We start from the raw sequence: 19,734 nt of genomic DNA, 5'->3' as shown, positions 1-19,734 counted from the left end.
TGCTGCCCCAGCAGCGGATCGCATTGGCGCTGCCGCGCACGCAGGTATGGTCGGTGCCGGCGGCGAGCTCGAGCACCGGTCCGGACAGGCCGGCGACCGCGACCGGACGGTTCGCGCTGGCGGTAGTACCGTCGCCGAGCTGGCCGTCGTTGTTGTAGCCCCAGCAGCGCAGCTGGGCACCCGCGGCCAGCGCGCAGCTGTGCGCACCGCCGGCCGCCAGCCGCGTCGCGCCGCCGGCCAGGCCGTCGGCGACGACCGGCAGATTGCGGTTGGTGCCGGTGCCGTCGCCGAGCTGGCCGGACACGTTGCGGCCCCAGCACAGCACCGCGCCGCCGCTGCCGAGCGCGCAGGAATGCATGCCGCCGGCCGCGATCGCCTGCACCGGCTGGCCGACCGCGGCGGCCACCGGCGTGGTGCGGGCGGTCCAGCTGCCATCGCCGAGCTGGCCGCTGGCATTGGCGCCCCAGCAGGCCACGCCGCCGCCGCCGAGCAGCGCGCAGGTGTGTTCGCCGCCGGCGCTGATCGCGGTGGCGCCGGCCAGGCCGATCACCGTATTGGGCGCGGTCTGGTCGGAGGTGTGGCCGCTGCCGAGGCGGCCGTCGTCGCTCTCGCCCCAGCACTGCACCTGGCCGCTCTGCAGCAGCGCGCAGCTGTGCGCGGTGCCGAGCGCGAGCGCGATCACGCCCGATCCGAGGCCGCTCACCGGCGTCGGCGCCGGCCGGAACAGCGTGCTGCCGTCGCCGAGCTGGCCCGAGGCATTGTCGCCCCAGCAGCGCACGCCGCCGGACGCGGTCAGACCGCAGCTGTGGCTGCCGCCGGAGGCGACCGCGTGCAGCGTCTCGCTGCCGGCCACGCGGCTCGGCGCGGCATGGTGGACCGTCAGTCCGTTGCCGAGCTGGCCGAGCTGGCCACGGCCCCAGCAGCGCAGCGCGCCGTCACCGGCATCGATCGCGCAGCTGTGATCGCCGCCGGCCGACAGCGTCGCGGCCGCGGTCCAGCCCGGCGGCATCAGGACGAGAAAGAGAAGACCGATGCGCACGAAGACGCCGGCGATGCCCGAAAGGCCCATGTGTGCTGCTCCAGATGCGAGAAAAGACGGCGGGTCCGGCCCCCCGGATCACGCGAGCCCCGCCAGCCCCGGATGCTCGGCCAGACCGCCCGTGGCGTCCTCACGCGGTCTTCAAGAAACCTTCAAGGCATGGCTACGCGCTAAGATCGGCGGTCTTCGACCGATCGACGGGGCACGGGCCGACGCATGGCCGACGCTGTCGCGACACCCGACGCGCCGCTGTACCGATGGCGCTTCGGCAGCTGCGAGTTCGACGAGAGCCGCCTGACACTGCGCGTCGCCGGCGCGCTCGCGGCGATCGAGCACAAGCCGCTGCAGGTGCTGGCGCTGCTGCTGCGTCATGCCGGCGAGGTCGTCACCAAGCACGAGCTGTTCGACGCGGTATGGGCCGGCCGCGTCACGGTCGACCACGTCCTGGCGACCGCGGTCGGCAAGCTGCGCCGCGCGATCGGCGAGACCGCCGGCGTCCAGATCCGCACCGTGCCGCGCGTCGGCTACCGCCTGACCGGCCCGGTCGAGCGCATCGCCGCCGGCCGCCGGCTCGCCAGCGAACTGGCACTGGCGGCCGGCCAGCGCGTGCCCTCGCGCGAGCATTTCCGGCTGGAACGGCAGCTCGGCCGCACCGCCGGCAACGAGATCTGGCTGGCGCGCCACGGCAAGACCGGCGAACGGCGCGTCTACAAGTTCGCACTCGACGGCGAGCGGCTGGCCGCGCTCAAGCGCGAGGCGACGCTGTCGCGCGTGCTGCGCCAGGGCCTCGGCGAGCGCGACGACCTGGTCCGCGTGATCGACTGGCACTTCCACGCCGAACCGTTCTTCCTCGAATCCGCTTACGCCGGACGCAACCTGATCGACTGGGCCGCCGAGGAACCGGTGCTGAGCCATTGGTCGACGGCCGAGCGCGTCGCGTTCTTCGTGCGCATCGCCCAGGCCGTCGCCGCCGCGCACGGCGTCGGCGTGCTGCACAAGGATCTCAAACCGGCCAACGTGCTGGTCGAGGCCGACGGCAGCGGCGGCTGGCAGGTGCGCCTGACCGACTTCGGCAGCGGACGCCTGCTCGATCCGGACCGTCTGGCCGCGCTCGGCATCACCGCGCTCGGCCTGACGCTGTCGGCGCACGACCTCACCGCCGATGCGCGCTCGGGCACGCTCGTCTACCTCGCGCCGGAATTGTTCGACGGCCGTACGCCGACCGTGCAGAGCGACGTCTACGCGCTCGGCATCGTGCTGTACCAGCTCGTCGTCGGCGATCTGCGCCGGCCGCTGGCGCCGGGCTGGGAACGCGACGTCGGCGATCCGCTGCTGGTCGAGGACATCGCGCTGGCGACCGACGGCGTGCCGGAGCGCCGGCTCGGCAGCGTCAGCGAACTGGTCGACCGGCTGCGCCGCCTCGACGCGCGGCGTGCCGAACGGCAGCGCGTCGATGCGGCCGAGGCACGGGCGCGCGATGCCGTCGCCGCACTCGATCGCGCACGCGCGCGGCGGCCGTGGATCGGCGTCGCGCTGGCGCTGCTGACGATCGGCTTCGCGCTCAGCGCCTGGCAGTACCGCGCGGCCGACCGCGCGCGGCTGGACGCCGAGCGCGAGAGCGCGCGGTCGGCCGCGATCCAGGCCTTTCTCAACGACGACGTGCTCGGCGGCGCCAATCCGGAGCTGGCCGACGTGCCCGCCGAGACCAGCATCGCCGACCTGATCGACCGCGCATCGGCCGGTCTCGCCGATCGCTTCGCCGATGCGCCGCTGACCGAGGCCGGCGTGCACGAGGCACTGGCGCGCACCTATCGCGGCCTGGCACGTCATCAGTCCGCGCTCGATCATCTGCTGCGCGCCGAGGCGCTCTATGCATCGCAGCGCGGCCGCGCCGATCCGGCGAGCCTGCGCGCGCGCTACGCGCAGGTGCCGCTGCTGGCCGTGCTCGGCCGGTCCGAGGACGCCGCGGCCGCGCTCGACGGCGCCGATCGCGACGCCGGCGCCCTGCTCGATGCCGGCGGCGAGACCGCGCTGCAGGCCGCGCTCGCACGCGGCGCCTACCATCTGTACCGGCTGCAGGCCGAGCCGATGCATGCGGCCTTCGCCGCCGCCGACCGGCTGCAGCGCGCGGTGGCTCCGCAGGACGCGCCGCTGGCGCGGCACATCCGCACCAGCCTCGCCGATGCCGAGCTGCGGCTCGGCCGCGCCGCCGACGCCGAGCGGCGCGTGCGCGCGCTGCGCCAGGATCCGCTGCTGGGCGCTTCACGGAGCGGCCGCGTCCACGCCGCCGCCGATCATCTGCTGCTGTCACGGATCCTGCGCCAGCAGGGCCGGCATGCCGAGGCGCTGAGCGAGGCACGCGAAGGCCTGGCCGCCTACGAAGCGACGCTGGGACCGGACCATCGCACGACCCTGGTCGCACTGAGCACGGTCGCCAGCATCCACGCCGAGCTCGAACAGTGCGTACCGGCGCTCGAGGCGGCGCGCGAGGTCGTCGAGCGGATGCGGCGGACCGGGCCGGACGACAGTCCGACGCTGCTGATCGAGGTCGGCAATCTCGGCTACAAGGAGTACTACTGCGGCCAGACCGCACAGGGTCTGGCCCATGTCCGCGATGCCGAGCGCAGGCTGCGCCAGCGCTACGGCGCCGCGCACGGCGCATCGCAGAACTTCCGCTTCTTCCTCGCGCAGGCCCTGACCCAGAGCGGCGACCATGCCGCTGCGCTGGAACAGCTCGACGGACTGTCGCCGGATGCATTGCAGGCCGGCGGCGGCAGCGCCGGCTGGCGCGAACGGCTCGATGCGACGCGCGGCGTGGTGCTGGCACGGCTCGGCCGCCGCGCCGAGGGCGTCGCGCTGCTGCAGGCCAGCCACGACGCGCTTCAACGCAGCGGCGCAGACCGCGAGATGCTCGAGGAGATCGGCCAGCTGCTCGCCGAGGCCCAGCGCGACTGACCGCGTGCGCCGGGGCGCCGTACCGTGGCATGGCGCGGCTGACGCGGGCGGGCGACGGCGCGCGTGCGCGCATCTGGAGCTTGGCCGCGCCGTCGCGACGAGGGCCGGACAGCCGGCTCGGGCGGCGTCACGCTGCGGCGATGCCTCGATCGTCCGGTCGTCGCGAGCCGCCTTCGCGCCGATCGCGCCCTGCTAGGCGGCATCCCCTTCTTCGCTTAGGCTTGCGGCGACGGCCCGTCGCGCCGTCGGGTCTGCTCGCGTGCCGATGGACGGCGCCGTCGCGGCGACCGGTGAACGAACGGGCATGGCGGGGCGCATCTACGAATTCGACGGTTTCCGGTTGTCGACGGCGACGCGCCAGCTCTGGCGGCCCGACGGCGGCGTCAGCGTGCTGCCGGCTCGCGTCTTCGACTGCGTGCTGCACCTGATCGAGCAGCGCGCGCGCGCGGTGGGCCGCGACGAGCTGATCGCCGCGGTCTGGAACCAGACCGAGGTCGGCGACAACGTGCTGGCCCAGCTGCTCGCGCGCACCCGCAAGCTGCTCGACGACGGCGGCGACGAACAGCGCGTGATCCGCACGATTCCGGGCTTCGGCTACCACTGGGTCGCGGCGACACGGATCGTCGAACCGCAGCCGGATCGCATGCCGGAACCGGCGGCCGCGATCGAAGCGGCGGCGCCGCCTGCCGAACCGGTCGCGCCGGAGCCGAAGCCCACGCCGGCGCGCCGGCACCACGGCTGGATGCTGGCGCTGGCGCTGAGCGCGATTCTGATCGCCATCGTCGTGGCGGCGGCGCTCCGGCACCGCCACGAGGCGGAACCGGCCGTGCCGACGGTTGCCGGGACGCCCGCCTCGGTGCCGGTCGCGCAGCGGCCCGCGCTGGTGCTGCCGGCGATCGTCGAGCACGCCGAAGGACAGGCCTGGCTGCGGCTGGGTGTGATGGCGCTGGTCGCCGAGCGGCTCGACGGAGCGGGCCGCGCGACGATACCCAGCGACAACAGCGTGGCCCTGAGCCGCGGCCGCGACCTCGCGCATCTGGATGCGGCCGCGCTGGCCGAACTGGCCGATACCGCCGGCGCGAACTGGATCGTGCAGCCGCGCGTGACCGCGGTCGGCTCGCGCTGGCGCGTCGAGCTCGGGATCGTCCATGGCCAGGCGCCGATCCGGCTCGGCGTGTCGGCCGAGCACGAGCAGGTGCTCGACGCGGCGCGCGAAGCGGCCGACCGCCTGCTCGCCGGCGCCGGGGCGGGGGTCTTCGTGCCCGGCGGCGAATCCGATCCGGCGCTGACGGTCGTGCTCAAGCAGGCGCAGGCGACCTATCTGGACGGCAAGCCCGAGAAGGCACGCGTCCTGCTCGACGAGGCGCAACGCGATCACCCCGAATCCACGGCGCTCGCCTACGAGCTCGGCCGCATGGAATACGCGACCGGCCGCCTGGATGCGGCCGGGCAGCGCTTCCAGGCGCTGATCGAGCGCCTGCAGGGGCCCGACGAGGTCGTGATGCGCGCACGCGTACTGAACGCGCTGGCCCAGGTGCACTACCAGCGCCGCGCGTTCGCCGAGGTCGAGCGCTGCGCGCGGCAGACGATCGAGCTGCTGCAGCGGCGCGCCTACGGCGGCAACGAGCTCGGCCGCGCCTGGCGCGAGCTCGGCACGCTGGCGAGCTCCGAAGGCCGTTTCGAGCAGAGCCTCGCCGAGTACGCGCGGGCCCGCGTCCTGCTCGCGGCCAGCGGCGACTGGCTCGGCGTCACCCGCACCGATGCGCAGGTCGGCGTCGTGCTGCGCCGCACCGGGCGTCTGGCCGAGAGCACGGCGGTGCTGTCGCGCGCGGCCGATCGTCTGCAGGCGTTTCACGAAGCTTGGCACGAGGGCGTCATCCGCAGCCATCTCGCCGCGGCCTGGACGCTGATGGCCGAACCGCAGGCGGCGCTGACCCAGGTGCCGCGCATGCGCGAGCTCGACGCGCGCATCGAACACCCGGGCATGCGCGCGTCGATGCAGCTGGCGCTGGCCGACGTGCTGCTCGACAACGGACGCATCGCCGAGGCGGCCGGGCTGATCGCCGGACCGTATCGGCAGATCGTCGACAGCGGCGACCGCCTCAACGTGTACTTCGCGCATGCCCTGGCCGCGCGCGCCGCGGCCGCGTCCGGCGAAGACGAGCGGGCCGAGCGCGAAGCGACGCTGGCGATCGAGCACCTGTTCGATCCGGACGAGGATCCGCGCCATGTCGCGCTGACCCATCTGCTGCGGGTGCGGCTGCAGGCCGCTCGCGACGTCGCGGCGGCCGAACGCAGTGCGGCGGCGCTCGGCGCCTTCGTCGACACCGCGCCGATCCGCCCGGTCGCGGCCTATGCACGGCTTGCCGAGGCCCTGGTCGCGGTCGCGCGCGGCGATGCCGGGGCGGCACGGACAGCCTTCGAGAGCGCACAGGCGACGCCGGACCTGGTGCCGTGGGACCGCCTGCGCATCGCCGAACGCTACGTGCCGTGGCTGATCGAGCAGGGCGACGCCGACCGCGCCGCCGAGATCGTCGGCCTGCTCGGCGACGTCACCTATCGCAACTACGACGCCGCGGTGCTCGAGGTGCGGCTCTACCTCGCGACGCATCAGCGCGCGGCCTGGCAGGCCGCGCTCGATCGCGCCGATGCGCTGGCCGGCGAGCGCCGGATCGATCCGGCCCTGCGCAAGTTTCCGGAGCCGCGCTGAGCCGGCGCCGCGCGCGCATCGGACCGCGGGCGCCGATTCGCCGATCGCCCGGCCGGGGCCGGCACGCGCGCCGGCCGCAGCGGGCGCGCCGCCGGCGCGTTGCGCCGTATCCGGCAAGGGCCCGCACCGTTTGACCGCAGATCAAGGGTTTGTCGAGTGGCGGCGACGGCATCGCAGCCCGGCGGGCGAGGTATCACCGGCCTGTTAGCCGGCTGTTAGCCGTGGCGAATGCACGGCGCGCGAGCAGCGGATAAGAACGTTCCGTGGCGCAACCGCGCCAGGACGGGAGCCCCCGCACGATGTCCGAATCGATCGCCGCCGAGGATCGCCCGCCGTCTCCGGCACTGGAGGTGCTCGGTCTCGACGCGGCCGCGGAACAGGCCTACCGGATCCTGCTGCGCTGCACCGGCGCCTCGGCGCCGGAGCTGGCGGCCCGGCTGACCGTGCCGCCGTCGCGCGTGCGCGGCCTGCTCGCCGAGCTCTCGGCCAAGGGCCTGATCACGACCTCGCGGCAGCGGCCGCGGCGCTACCGCGCGGTGCCGCCCGATCTCGTGCTCGAAACGCTGATCCGCCGCCAGACCGATGCGCTGGCGCGCGCCGGCGCCGCGGCCGCCGCGCTGATCGAGGAGTTTCGCCCGGCGACGTTCCGCGTCGCGCCCGGCGACGACGCGATCGAGATGCTCGACGACGAGGACCGGGTCCGCCGCGTGATCGCCGAGATGCAGCGCGATGCGACGCACGAATGCCTGTGTCTGGACAAGCCGCCGTATGTCACCGGCCCCCCGCATACGATCGATCCGGCCGAGATCGAAGGACTTGCGCGCGGCGTGGCGTATCGCACGCTGATCGACGTCGAGGCGTTCGACGCGCCCGGCGTGCTCGAGCGCGTGCGCGCCTGCGTCGACGCCGGCGCCGAGGTGCGCGTGGGTTCCGGGCTGTCGCTGAAGCTGCTGATCGTCGACGGCAGCGCCGCGCTGATTCCGATGCGGCTGGAGGCGCTCGGCGGACCGGTCCTGCTGCTGCGCGCGTCCTCGCTGCTCGAGGCGCTGCGCGACTATTTCGATCTGCTCTGGCGGCAAGCCGCGCCGCTGTCGGCCGCGGACCTGACCGGGACCGGTGCCGACCCGCGCAGCGCGCTCGATACCGAGCAGCAGCTGCTGACGCGGCTGGCCGCCGGCTCCAACGACAAGACGACGGCCGCGGTGCTCGGCCTGTCGCCGCGCACGCTGGACCGGCGGATCGGCGCGCTGATGAAGCGGCTCGGCGCGCGGACGCGCTTCCAGGCCGGCTGGCTCGCCGCACAGCGGGCCGGCGAGGCGCAAAGCCCGTGACCGGGCCGCACCCGGACCTCGTGGCGCATCGGCGCCATGGCGCCAATACGGCGCCGCGACCGCTTGTCGCCGCAGCGGCGGCACTTCCACACTCGATCGGTGCGCTCTACGGAGCGCCGGTCACCTTCGCATTCCGCGACCTCGAGGAATGCTCCATCGTTGCTCGCTCGGGAGACTCCATGTACACGATATTCGATCGAAAGCCGGCCGGAGGCGCCGTGCGTGCCTGGCACGGCGGCCTGCTGCTTCTGGCGCTGCTGCTGCTGATGATGACGCTGCTCGGTGCCGGCGAGGTGCGCGCACTGGAACGCGTCGACGCCACCGACGTCGGTGCCGGCATTCCGCACGCGCGGCGCGTGCTCGTCAGCGACGACGGCCGCTGGGCCTACGTGGTCACCAGCACGACACCGACCCGCCCGGCACCGCTGATCAAGATCGACCTGGCGACGCTGCAGCCGGTCGCCGAGATCGACTACGCCACCGACGTGGACTCGGCCGACGGCGCGATCGGCCTGATCGATCCGCTCGGCACGCGGCTCTACGTGGTCTACACCAGCCTGCTCGGCGCGCGGATCGCCCGCGTCGATCTCACGACGATGCAGCTGACCGGCACCGGCCAGATCGGCGATTATCCGCAGACGTTCGTGATCGACGCGATGGGCCGCTACGGCTACACGAGCTCCGACGAGGGCGGCGTCGACAAGATCGACCTGACGACGCTGCAGGTGGTCGGCCATCTGCAGACCGGCCTGACCTTTCTGCAGTCCGCCGTCATCGATCCATCCGACCGCTATCTCTACCTCGGCACGCTGACCGCGCCGGCCAATGTCGCGCGGATCGATCTGAACACGTTCCAGTGGGCCGGCATGATCACGTTCCCGGCTCACGTCGTCGCCTTTCGCTCGGCGGTGATGGCGCCGGACGGCTCGGCCGCGTATTTCGGCACCTATTCCAATCCGAACTTCACGCCGTACGTGGCGAAGGTCGACCTGGCGAGCTTCCAGCCGGGCCCGGTGCTGCACATGGGAATCGACTCGGTCGGCCTCGGTGCCGCCGCGATCGACACCGCCGGCCGGTACGCCTACTTCGGCACGTCGACGAAGCCGGCGCGCCTGCTGAAGGTGGACCTCGCCACGTTCGCGGTCGCCGATTCGCTGGTGCTCGACGGCGACGACAACGGCGTGCTGAGCGTCGCGCTCGACGCCGGCGGCGACTATGCCTACGCCGGCACGCTCGACGCGCCGGGCCAGGTCATCAAGGTGGCGCTGCGCGATCCGCCGCCGGACCGCCTGCGCTTCTCGCCTGCCGACGTCGACTTTCAGATGGTCCGCATCGGCAGCCTCGCGACGCGTACGGTGACGCTCGACAACGCCGGCACGCGCGCCGCGACCGGCCTGGCATTCACCGCAGCGGCCCCCGACGTCAGCGTCGACAGCAGCGCCTGCGGCGCGACACTGGCGGCCGGCGCGAGCTGCCAGATCGTCCTGACCTACGCGCCCGGCGCCACCGGAGCGCTCGCCGACAGTTGGGGCGCCAGCTCGCTCGAGGGCGCCACCGCGCATCTGGCCGTACTCGGCAGCGCCGTATCGCCGCCGCAGGGTGCCACCGTATCGGAGGACGCGCTCGACTTCGGCGCCGTCGACATCGGCGCGACCAGCGCACCGCGCACGTTCACGGTGACCAACACCGGCAGCGCCTCGGCGATGTTCGTGATGATCTACACGGACGCGCCGGGCTTCCTGGTCGACGCGACCGCCTGCGACTTCATCGCCGCCGGCGCGAGCTGCCCGATCACGGTGCGCTACACGCCGATCGCGGTGTCGCCGGTCTCGACGACGCTGCACATCTCCAGCTCCAGTCCGGTCATCGAAGCCGACGTCGGCCTGTCCGGCCGCGGCGTGCTGCGCGACCCGGCCGTCCGCTTCGTCGAGAACAGCGTCGACTTCGGCCAGACGCCGGTCGGCGGCATCGGCCGCCGCATGGTGCAGCTGCGCAACATCGGCGCCAGCCTGCTGACCGACCTGGATTTCTCCTCGTCCGATCCGGCGTTCCGCGTCTCGTCCGAGACCGAATGTCCATGGCTGCTGGGCGGTCAGGTCTGCGTGGTCGATCTGGAATTCACGCCGGGCGCGCAAGGTCCGGCCAGTACGACGATCACGCTGACCACCGCGCAGGGCGCGATGGCACAGATTCCGGTCTCGGGCACCGGCTCGGGCAACGGCCAGCCGGCCGCCCTGGTGTTCGAGCCGGCCAGCCTGGCTTTCGGCAACGTCGCCACCGGCACCATCGCGACGCGCACGGTGACGCTGCGCAATACCGGCAGCGGCTTCGCGCAGATTTCCCACTTCATGGTGCTGCCGTGGTTCGAGGCCGACGGCATGCCGTGCATGCCGATGCTCGGCCCCGGCGAGAGCTGCACGGTCGAGGTGCGCTTCGCGCCGATCGGCCCGGGCCCGCAGAACGAGACGCTGATGGTCATGACCGACCAGGGCGTCGGTGCCGAGCTGCCGCTGTCGGGCACCGGCCGTACCGAGGCGATCTTCCAGAACGGGTTCGACTGAAGAACCGGGCTCGGCCGGCCGTGCGCGTGCGGGCTCATGCGTCGCCGAGGCCGATGCCGGGCGACGGCCGCAGGCGCGGCGCGATCGGGTGTACGCACGCAGGGCTTCGAGGATGCGGTGCCGCCGGACGGCGGCACCGCGAACCGGGCGGCAGCCGGAGCGACGGATCGGTCCGGAACCGGTCGCCCAGCCGCGCGCAGGCGGCTCAGCCGCGCTGCAGCAGCGCCACGTCGGCCACGCGCAGGAACAGCGCGCGCAGGCGGCCGAGCACCGCGAGGCGGTTGCGGCGCACGGCCGGATCATCGGCCATCACCATGACCTCGTCGAAATAGCGGTCGACCGCGCCGCGCAGCGCGGCCAGCCGGCGCAGCAGGCCGACGTAGTCGCGCTCGCCGATCAGCGGCGCGGCATCGCGCTCGGCGCCGGCCAATGCGTCGACCAGACCGGTCTCGGCATCGCCGGCGAGCAGCGCGCGCTCGATGTCGCCGTTCGCCTCGCCGCCGGCCTGGCGCAGGATGTTGCCGATGCGCTTGTTGGCCGCGGCCAGAGCCTCGGCCTCGGGCAGTCCGGCGAACGCGACGACCGCGCGCAGGCGGCGATCGAAGTCGAGCAGCGAGGACGGCGCCAGCACGCGCACCGCCTCGAACGCTTCGCTACCGATGCCCTGGTCGGCGTAGTAGCCGCGCAGGCGGTCGAGGATGAACTCGTAGAGTTCGGCCGCCAGCTCATCGCGCCGCGTGCCCGCGTCGACGGCGCTCTTGCCGTCCTTGCCCGCGAATGCGGTTTCCGGCAGCTGTGCGAGCGCCTCGGCGATCTGCGCCTGGAGATCGAGGTCGAGGCCGCCTTCGATCAGCGTGCGCGCCAGACCGAGCGCGGCGCGGCGCAGCGCGAACGGATCCTTGTTGCCGCTGGGCTTGAGGCCGACCGCGAAGATACCGGCCAGCGTGTCGAGCCGCTCGGCGATCGCGAGCACGCGGCCGACCGGACCGGCCGCGATCGCGTCGCCGGCGTAGCGCGGCGCATAGACCTCGTCGAGCGCGGCGGCCACCGCCGCATCCTCGCCGCCGGCGGTCGCGTAGTAGCGGCCCATGACGCCCTGCAGCTCCGGAAACTCGCCGACCATGCGCGTCATCAGATCGCACTTGGCGAGCGCCGCGGCACGCGTGGCGAGACCGGCGTCGACGCCGCAACGGTTGGCGATCACGCGCGCCAGCTCGGCCACGCGCACGACCTTGTCCCAGACGCTGCCGAGCTGCTGCTGATAGGTGACCGACTCGAGCGCGCGCTGATAGGCCTCCAGCGGCTGCTTGCGGTCCTCGTCGAAGAAGAACTTGGCATCGGCGAAGCGCGGACGGATCACGCGCTCGTAGCCCTTGCGGATCTCGGCCGGATCCTTCGACTCGATGTTGGCGATGCCGATGAAATGCTCGGTCAGCCGCGCATCGGCGCCGAACACCGGCACGAACTTCTGGTTGGTCTCCATCGTCGTGACCAGCGCCTCGGCCGGCACCTCGAGGAACGCGCGCTCGAACGTGCAGCCGATCGCGACCGGCCATTCGGTCAGATTGGCGATCTCGTCGAGCAGGCCGTCGGACAGGCGCGGCTCGCCGCCGGTGTCGCGGCCGACACGCGCGACCTCGGCGCGGATGCGCGCCCGGCGCTCGGCCGGATCGGCCAGCACCTTGGCCGCGCGCAGCGCGTCGAGCCACGAATCGGCATCGGCGACGTGCACCGGCTGCGGATGGTGGAAGCGGTGTCCGCGCGACTGCCGGCCCGAGCGCAGGCCGAGCACCGAGGCGTCGACGACGTCGCTGCCGTGCAGGACGACCAGCCAGTGCGCCGGACGCACGAAACCGTACGCGTGCGCGCCCCAGCGCATCGGCTTGGGGATCGGCAGCGCCTTGAGCGCCTCGTCGAGGATGTCCTGTATCAGCTCGGCGGTGGGTCGTCCAATTCTGGTCCTTCGGACTCCGAAGTACTCTGAATTATCTACTTTACGGAGCCGAACGAGATCGGATTCTGCAACGCCTTGTTTGGCCATAAAGCCAACAAGGGCCTTGGTAGGCACTCCATTGAAGTCGTGACTAGCTTTTACCGGGGGTCCCCAGGCCGTCTCTTGATAGTCGTTCTGACGAATAGCAACGAATGGGAAATACGCCGCGATACGACGAGGAGAGCAGTAAGTCTGCCTTGGACCTAACTGATATCCCCGCTGTAGCGTCGGATCATCTGGACCCGAAATATCAATGTTTCTTCCGACTAGACCTTGACGGATGGCCTCTGAAAAAGCCACGGCCAGATCGTCGAGCGCCTTCGGCGGCAGCTCCTCGGTACCCAGTTCGATCAGCAGCGCAGCGGTGCCGGCCATCACGCGGCCTCCTTAGCGGTCTTGAGGCCCGGGAAGCCGAGCTTCTCGCGCTGCGCGTAGTAGGCCTCGGCGACCGCGCGGGCGATCGTGCGCACGCGCAGGATGTAGCGCTGGCGCTCGGTCACGCTGATCGCGCGGCGCGCGTCGAGCAGGTTGAACGTGTGGCTGGCCTTCATGACCTGCTCGTAGGCCGGCAGCGGCAGGCCGGCCTCGACCAGGCGTGCCGCCTCGGCCTCGCAGGTGTCGAACCACTCGAACAGCTTGGGCACGTTGGCATGCTCGAAGTTGTAGGTGCTCTGCTCGACCTCGTTCTGATGGAACACGTCGCCGTAGGTCACGGTGCCGTGCGGTGCCTGGGTCCAGACCAGGTCGTAGACGTTGTCGACGTTCTGCAGGTACATCGCCAGGCGCTCCAGCCCGTAGGTGATCTCGCCGGTGACCGGCCGGCACTCCAGGCCGCCGGCCTGCTGGAAATACGTGAACTGCGTGACTTCCATGCCGTTGAGCCAGACCTCCCAGCCCAGGCCCCAGGCGCCGAGCGTCGGCGATTCCCAGTTGTCCTCGACGAAGCGCAGGTCGTGCACCAGCGGATCGACGCCGAGCGCCTTGAGCGAGCCGATGTAGCGGTCGAGGATGTCGTCCGGGTTCGGCTTCATCACGACCTGGTACTGGTAGTAGTGCTGCAGCCGGTTCGGATTGTCGCCGTAGCGGCCGTCGGTGGGCCGGCGCGAAGGCTGCACGTAGGCCGCGGCCCAGGGCTCGGGCCCGAGCGAGCGCAGGAACGTGGCCGGATGGAAGGTGCCGGCGCCGACCTCGGTGTCGAGCGGCTGGATCAATACGCATCCCTGCTCCGCCCAGTAGCGGTTGAGGGTCTGGATCACGTCCTGGAAGGTCGGGCCGGCCATGCACTGGCTCACAGTTGCAGTGAAAAAGCGCGCTAGTATAGCCGCGGACATGGGTCTTCCGAGGTCGAGGGCATGGCGACGCACGCTCAGCGCAACCCGTCGGAACGCGGCAAGGACGGCTTGCTCGGGGCGCGCGGCCGGCTGGAGCTCGACGACGTGCTGGCCGCCCTGCTCGCCGACGGCGTCATCACCGAAGCCGATGCCAGGCGCGTACGCGCCGACGTGCGCACCGCGCGCGGCCTGACCGAGCTGCATCCGCTGGTGCTGATCGCCAACCTCAAGCTGGCCGACGTGCGCGAGCCGGAGAAGCCGCTCAGCGTCGAGGTGCTGACGCAGTGGCTGGCGCGGCGCGCCCAGCTGCCGTATCTGAAGATCGACCCGACCAAGATCGACGTCGCCGCCGCCACCCAGGTGATCAGCCATGCCTACGCGCAGCGCTACCGGATCCTGCCGGTCGCGGTGACCGAGTCGCAGGTGGTGATCGCCACGCCCGAGCCGTTCGACGAGCGCTGGCATGCCGACCTCGCCCACGTCCTGCGCAAGGACGTGCAGCGCGTGGTCTCCAGCCCGATCGACGTCAACCGCTACCTGGCCGAATGGTGGAGCGTGCAGCGCTCGATCCAGCGCGCGCGCGACGCCAAGTCCGACGTGCACGACGGCCGCGCGATCCTCAACTTCGAGCAGCTGGTCGAGCTCGGCAAGACCGGCGAGGTCGGCGTCGACGACCGCCACGTCGTGCACATCGTCGACTGGCTGCTGCAGTACGCGTTCGAGCAGCGCGCCTCGGACATCCACCTCGAGCCGCGCCGCGACACCAGTCCGATCCGCTTCCGCATCGACGGCGTCATGCACAAGGTGTTCGAGCTGCCGACGCCGGTCATGACCGCGGTCACCGCGCGCGTGAAGATCCTCGCGCGCATGGACGTGGCCGAGAAGCGGCGTCCGCAGGACGGGCGCATCAAGACGCGCTCGCAGGGCGGCCGCGAGGTGGAGCTGCGCATCTCGAGCATGCCGACCGCGTTCGGCGAGAAGATCGTCATGCGCATCTTCGACCCGGACATCGTCGTCAAGGAGTTCCGCCAGCTCGGCTTCGCGCCGGACGAGGAGAAGCTCTGGCGCGAGATGGTCGAGCGCCCGCACGGCATCGTGCTGGTGACCGGCCCGACCGGCTCGGGCAAGACCACCACGCTGTACTCCACGCTCAAGCATCTGGCGACGCCGGACCTCAACGTCTGCACGGTCGAGGATCCGATCGAGATGGTCTCGCCGGAGTTCAACCAGATGCAGGTGCAGCCGGCGATCGACCTGGACTTCGCCGCCGGCGTGCGCACGCTGCTGCGCCAGGATCCGGACATCATCATGGTCGGCGAGATCCGCGACCTGGAAACCGCGCAGATGGCCGTGCAGGCCTCGCTGACCGGCCATCTGGTGCTCTCGACGCTGCACACCAACGACGCGCCGAGCGCGATGACGCGCCTGCTCGACCTCGGCGTGCCGAACTACCTGATCCAGTCGACGCTGACCGGCGTGGTCGCGCAGCGCCTGGTGCGCACGCTGTGCCCGCACTGCAAGACCGAGCAGCTGGTCGACGAGGCCGCCTGGACCGCGCTGACGCACGGCTGGAAGATCTCGCCGCCCGAACGCGTGTTCGCGCCGAAAGGCTGCCTGGAATGCCGCAAGACCGGCTTCCTCGGCCGCACCGGGCTCTACGAGATGCTGCGCATCACGCCGAAGCTGCGCGCGCTGATCGAGCCGCAGATGGACCTGACCAAGCTGACCTCGGCAGCCCTGGCGACCGGCATGCGGCCGCTGCGACTGTCGGCGGCCGCGCAGGTGGCACGCGGCATCACGACGATCGCCGAAGTCAGCACGGTATTGCCGCCGATCGACTGAACGCCGCCGGCACCGCACCTCGCCTGCGGCGAAGCGGTGCGAGGGAACGTGGAACGGAGGGACTGGACGCCACGGGTTGATCGTCCAGGACGTCGGGCGAGCCGTCGCGCCGCCGCTGGCGGCGGATGCGGCCGGTATCAGCGCGCGGCGTTGCGCGTGCGCGCCGAGCCGCTGCGGCGGATCGCGACCAGCGGATCGCCGAGCTTGAGGTTGCCGAGGTAGTGATTGATCGCCTCGTTGGTGACCTCGTACAGCGGCCGGCCCATGACCGCGGCCGCGGCCTTGAGGCTGTCGCGCATGCGCTTGGAGACCCGCAGCGAGGCATCGCGGGCGTCTTCCGGGGGGAGATTCGAGTTCTTCATCAGGGGGGGATCCACCGTCGCTGAGTATGCAACGGGCCACCGAAGGCGGCCCGTTTCCTGCGGTCACGGCTGCCGTCGTACCGGAAGCCCGGCGAGCCGAGCAGATCCCTTGCTGCGCGGCAGTATATCGACGCGATCCGCGCGCGCAGGCGATCGATGCCGGTCAACTTGTTACGTTTTGTAACTATCCACGCGCGCAAGACGCGTCGCCGCGCCGGCGCAGGCCTTCCGTGCTAGCGCGCCAGACCATCCGACCGGCCGGGCGCGGCCGCTACGGCGATGCGGCGATCACGCCCGGCGGGCGATGCAGCGCACGGGACGGCTCGCGGCCGCCGGATGCGCCATCCGGCCGTCACTCGGCCGCGTCGGCTTCGGCGGCTCTGCGTACGATCGCGCGCGCGACCAGGATGCCGAGCTCGTAGAGCAGACACATCGGAATCGCCAGCATCAGCATCGACAGCACGTCCGGCGGCGTGACGATCGCCGAGACGACGAAGGCGCCGACGATCGCATAGGAGCGGTTTGCCGCGAGCTGGGCCGGCGTGACCACGCCGATCGCGACCAGGATGATCAGCGCGACCGGCACCTCGAAGCACAGCCCGAACGCCAGGAACAGCATCAGCGCGAAATCGAGGAAACGGCTGATGTCGGGCATCACCGCCACGCCCTCCGGCGCGATGCCGGTCGTGAACGTGAACACCGCGGGCAGCACGAGGAAGTACGCGAATGCGCAGCCGATGTAGAACAGCACGACCGCCGAGGCCAGCAGCGGCATCGCGAGCCGCTTCTCGTGGCGATACAGGCCCGGCGAGACGAACGCCCACAGCTGGTAGAGCACCACCGGCATCGCCAGGAACAGCGCGACGAAGAAGCACAGCTTGAGCGGCACCAGGAACGGCGAGGCGACCTCGGTCGCGATCATGCTGCCGCCGACCGGCAGATGCTCGACCAGCGGCTGCGCCAGCAGTGCATAGACGCGCTTGGAGAACGGCAGCAGCGCAACCAGCACCACCAGTACCGCGGCGACGGCCTTGAGCAGGCGCGAGCGCAGCTCGACCAGATGCGTGAGAAACGACTGTTCCTCTTCGGTGCCGGGATCGGCTTGCATGGGGTACCGGAAAAGATGAAGAAGGAGCGCCGCGCCGGACCGGCGTCAGCGCGATTCGTCGACGACCGGCGGCGGCGCCGGCGCGGTGACGGCGGAGGGCGCCGGCGCGGCGGGAGTCGCGGCCGGGCCGGCCGGCGGCAGCGGCGCCGGTGCGGCCGGCTCGACGCTGCGGCGAATCGTCTGCGCGGCCGCGTCCACCTCGGCGCGGACGTCGCCGGCGCGCATCGCGTCCTCGACCTGCCGCTTCATGTCCTCGGCGGCCAGTTCGCGCTCGATCTCGCCGCGCACGCTGAGCCAGCTGTTGCGCGCGCGGCGCACCAGGGCGCCGGCGGTGCGCGCGACGCGCGGCAGGCGCTCCGGACCGAGCACCAGCAGGGCGACGATCGCGATCAGCGCGAGCTTGCCGAAGCCGACGTCGAACATGCCGGTGTCCTATTCGGCGCGGTCGCGCTGCTCGCTGGCGGTCTTGGCGGCCGCCGGCGGCGGATCGGCCTTGAGCTGGCTCTGCGGCTCGTCGCCGTCCTGCATGCCCTTGCGGAAACCCTTGATCGCGCTGCCGACGTCCTCGCCGATGTTGCGCAGACGCTTGGTGCCGAAGATCAATGCGACGACGACCAGAACGATCAGCCAGTGCCAGATGCTGAAACTACCCATGGATACACCTCGATCTCGTGGTGGCGCGCACCGCGGCGAGGCTTTCCGGAACGTGGCGTCCGGCCGCTGCGGGCACGATTACTGCGCAGTGTACTCTTCCAGACGGTCGCGGAAGTCCACGACGGCGGCCGGCACGTTGCTGACGCCGCCGTCGAGGATGCGGCGGGCGGTCACGCCGTTGCCGTAGACGGCCTGGTTGGCCTTGTTGTCGATCGTCAGCGCCGAGCCGTCGAGCGCGACGCCGGCGAACAGGCCGCGTGCGCGCGAGTACGAGTAGATCTCGGCCTTGAGCTGCGCATCGGTCGAGGCCTGTGCGGTCCGGCCGACCGGGCCGGCGGCCGCCGAGGCGTCCGCGCCGATCGTGAACTTGCCGTGCACGATCGACTCGACGCCGCGCTGGTTGCGAAACACCAGGATCACGTCGGTCGAGGACACGCCGGCCTGGAAGCCGACGCTGCCGCCGGTCATGCTGATGTAGCTGGGGTTGGACCAGGTGCCGTCGGCGGACTTGATCGAGAGCAGGCCCGAACCGTGACGCCCGCCGAGCACGAAGCCGGCCTTGATGACGTCCGGGATCACCGCGACCGCGTAGGCGTTGTGCAGCAGATCGCGCGGAATCGCCTTGTCGGGCGCCTGCATGACCTCCTGCAGCACGCGTACGGCATTGGCGGCGCGCTCGTTCTCCTTCTCGCCGGCGGCGGCGGGCAGCGCCACGAAGGCGAACAGGGCCAGCGCGGCCAGACAGGTGCGCATGAGGGTCGACATCGCAGACTCCAGACGGAAGCGGAATCCGCTCACGCTATCAGGTCGAGCTGAGTCTTCGCTGAGCCGCCGCTGAAAAGAGAATGGGACGCTCAGACCGGGCGGCGGCGGCGCAGACCGAACGCGGCGACCAGGGCGAGACCGGCGATCATCAGCGCCAGCGCCCAGGGCGAGCGCACCGGGGTGGGTACCGGCTCGGGCGGACCGCCGCGATCGGAACAATCGGTCGGCGCGACGAGGAAGCCGTTCATCGAGATGCCGCGCAGCCGCGACGGGCCCTCGAGCGAGCCGAGCACGGTCAGTGCGCCGGTGGCCGGATCGATCTTGACCAGATCGCTCCAGTCGACCAGGGCCGGCGGGTTGTAGTTGAGCGTCGCCCACAGCGTGCCGTCGCTGCCGAAGCTCATCGCCACGACGTTGACGTAGTTGGGTACGGCGCCGAAGCCGCCGATGCGATCGACGCTGGCGTCGGTGGTGTCGACGCGATAGAGGCCGTTGTCGTCGCGGCCGGCGGCGGCGTACAGCGTGTCGCCGCGCGCGGCCAAGCCGGTGATCGGCTTGCCGGTGTTGCCGACGTAGACCGGATGGATCGCGCTCGGCGGCGTCTTCCAGAGACCGCCGTTGGCCGAGGCGATCCACAGATTGCCGTCGCAGGCGTAGGTCATCGACAGGTCGAGCGCTTCCTCGGTCGCCATGCCCGACAGCGTGCCTCGATAGCTGGCCGTGCCGGAGGCGGGATCGAGCTGCACGACGATCTTCTGGTTGCCGACGACGGCGAGGATCTCGCCGCCCGGTCCGTAGGTCAGGCCGCGGACCTGGGCGACGGCCTGGCCGTTGACCGCGCCGGCTTCGCCGACGAAGCTCGCCCGGCGTGCGCCGAGGTCGATCTGGTAGAAATCGCGAAACGCCACGCCGTACGCCGGCGCCGCCAGCTGCGCGGAGGCAGACGACGAGGCGACGGAAAGCACGGCTGCGGTCAGGCAGGCACGCATGCGCATGGCGGTCGATGTTATCGTTATGGGTAGTCGTCGCCCGCGCCGGCGCCCGGATCCGATCCGGAAACCGCCGACACGCGCACGCCCGAGT

General features: G+C 71.6%; 14 protein-coding genes. 5 read left to right on the top strand and 9 right to left on the bottom strand.

The genetic code is table 11. From position 1 onward, the window contains the following. Positions 1-1,069: hypothetical protein (locus tag VMR06_RS13020; protein ID WP_325376921.1), on the bottom strand; the 1,069-nt coding region annotated here is incomplete at its 3' end. Between the two features lie 186 nt (positions 1,070-1,255). On the opposite strand from VMR06_RS13020, the gene VMR06_RS13015 reads away from it, so the two are divergent. The 4 genes from VMR06_RS13015 to VMR06_RS13000 all read left to right on the top strand — a co-directional run bounded on the left by VMR06_RS13015 (position 1,256) and on the right by VMR06_RS13000 (position 10,596). Continuing rightward, the gene (locus VMR06_RS13015) at positions 1,256-3,994 is read left to right on the top strand and encodes a protein kinase domain-containing protein (RefSeq protein WP_325376919.1); all 2,739 of its coding nucleotides are present in this window, start codon (positions 1,256-1,258) and stop codon (positions 3,992-3,994) included. Positions 3,995-4,298: 304 nt separating this feature from the next. Then, positions 4,299-6,704 carry a winged helix-turn-helix domain-containing protein gene (locus tag VMR06_RS13010; RefSeq protein WP_325376917.1) on the top strand — a complete coding sequence of 802 codons (2,406 nt, stop codon included), beginning with the start codon at positions 4,299-4,301 and terminating at the stop codon, positions 6,702-6,704. 299 nt (positions 6,705-7,003) lie between these two features. Continuing rightward, complete coding sequence (locus VMR06_RS13005) at positions 7,004-8,035, top strand: helix-turn-helix domain-containing protein (RefSeq protein ID WP_325376915.1); 1,032 nt, start codon at positions 7,004-7,006, stop codon at positions 8,033-8,035. 218 nt (positions 8,036-8,253) lie between these two features. After that, positions 8,254-10,596: a choice-of-anchor D domain-containing protein gene (locus tag VMR06_RS13000; protein ID WP_325376913.1), complete on the top strand. Its 2,343-nt coding sequence runs from the start codon at positions 8,254-8,256 to the stop codon at positions 10,594-10,596. Between the two features lie 205 nt (positions 10,597-10,801). Here the strand turns inward: VMR06_RS13000 and glyS are convergent, their stop codons facing one another. Beyond that, on the bottom strand, positions 10,802-12,964 hold the full coding sequence (glyS, locus tag VMR06_RS12995) for a glycine--tRNA ligase subunit beta (RefSeq protein ID WP_325376909.1): 2,163 nt from the start codon (positions 12,962-12,964) through the stop codon (positions 10,802-10,804). Continuing rightward, positions 12,964-13,869, bottom strand: coding sequence for a glycine--tRNA ligase subunit alpha (gene glyQ / locus VMR06_RS12990; RefSeq protein ID WP_325376906.1), 906 nt, complete (start codon positions 13,867-13,869; stop codon positions 12,964-12,966). Before glyQ ends, glyS begins: the two co-directional genes overlap by 1 nt. 72 nt (positions 13,870-13,941) lie before the next feature. Here glyQ and VMR06_RS12985 point away from each other — a divergent pair, with 72 nt between their 5' ends. Further along, positions 13,942-15,762, top strand: a complete 1,821-nt coding sequence (locus VMR06_RS12985) for a GspE/PulE family protein (RefSeq protein ID WP_325376903.1) — start codon at positions 13,942-13,944, stop codon at positions 15,760-15,762. A 137-nt stretch (positions 15,763-15,899) separates the two neighbouring features. Here the strand turns inward: VMR06_RS12985 and VMR06_RS12980 are convergent, their stop codons facing one another. The 6 genes from VMR06_RS12980 to VMR06_RS12955 form a co-directional block, all read right to left on the bottom strand. Then, positions 15,900-16,139 carry a hypothetical protein gene (locus tag VMR06_RS12980; protein WP_325376901.1) on the bottom strand — a complete coding sequence of 80 codons (240 nt, stop codon included), beginning with the start codon at positions 16,137-16,139 and terminating at the stop codon, positions 15,900-15,902. A 337-nt stretch (positions 16,140-16,476) separates the two neighbouring features. After that, positions 16,477-17,232, bottom strand: a complete 756-nt coding sequence (tatC, locus tag VMR06_RS12975; RefSeq protein WP_325376899.1) for a twin-arginine translocase subunit TatC — start codon at positions 17,230-17,232, stop codon at positions 16,477-16,479. A gap of 45 nt (positions 17,233-17,277) precedes the next feature. Continuing rightward, complete coding sequence (gene tatB / locus VMR06_RS12970) at positions 17,278-17,655, bottom strand: Sec-independent protein translocase protein TatB (RefSeq protein ID WP_325376897.1); 378 nt, start codon at positions 17,653-17,655, stop codon at positions 17,278-17,280. A gap of 9 nt (positions 17,656-17,664) precedes the next feature. After that, positions 17,665-17,886 carry a Sec-independent protein translocase subunit TatA gene (gene tatA, locus VMR06_RS12965; RefSeq protein WP_325376895.1) on the bottom strand — a complete coding sequence of 74 codons (222 nt, stop codon included), beginning with the start codon at positions 17,884-17,886 and terminating at the stop codon, positions 17,665-17,667. Positions 17,887-17,964: 78 nt separating this feature from the next. Continuing rightward, on the bottom strand, positions 17,965-18,651 hold the full coding sequence (locus tag VMR06_RS12960; RefSeq protein WP_325376893.1) for a lipid-binding SYLF domain-containing protein: 687 nt from the start codon (positions 18,649-18,651) through the stop codon (positions 17,965-17,967). Between the two features lie 89 nt (positions 18,652-18,740). Next, on the bottom strand, positions 18,741-19,559 hold the full coding sequence (locus tag VMR06_RS12955) for a hypothetical protein (protein WP_325376891.1): 819 nt from the start codon (positions 19,557-19,559) through the stop codon (positions 18,741-18,743). Positions 19,560-19,734: the final 175 nt, after the last annotated feature.

Source organism: Dokdonella sp., assembly GCF_035511235.1.
GTDB lineage: Bacteria > Pseudomonadota > Gammaproteobacteria > Xanthomonadales > Rhodanobacteraceae > Dokdonella.
The sequence above is the reverse complement of the archived record's forward strand: the minus strand, read 5'-3'. Positions and strand labels throughout refer to the sequence as shown.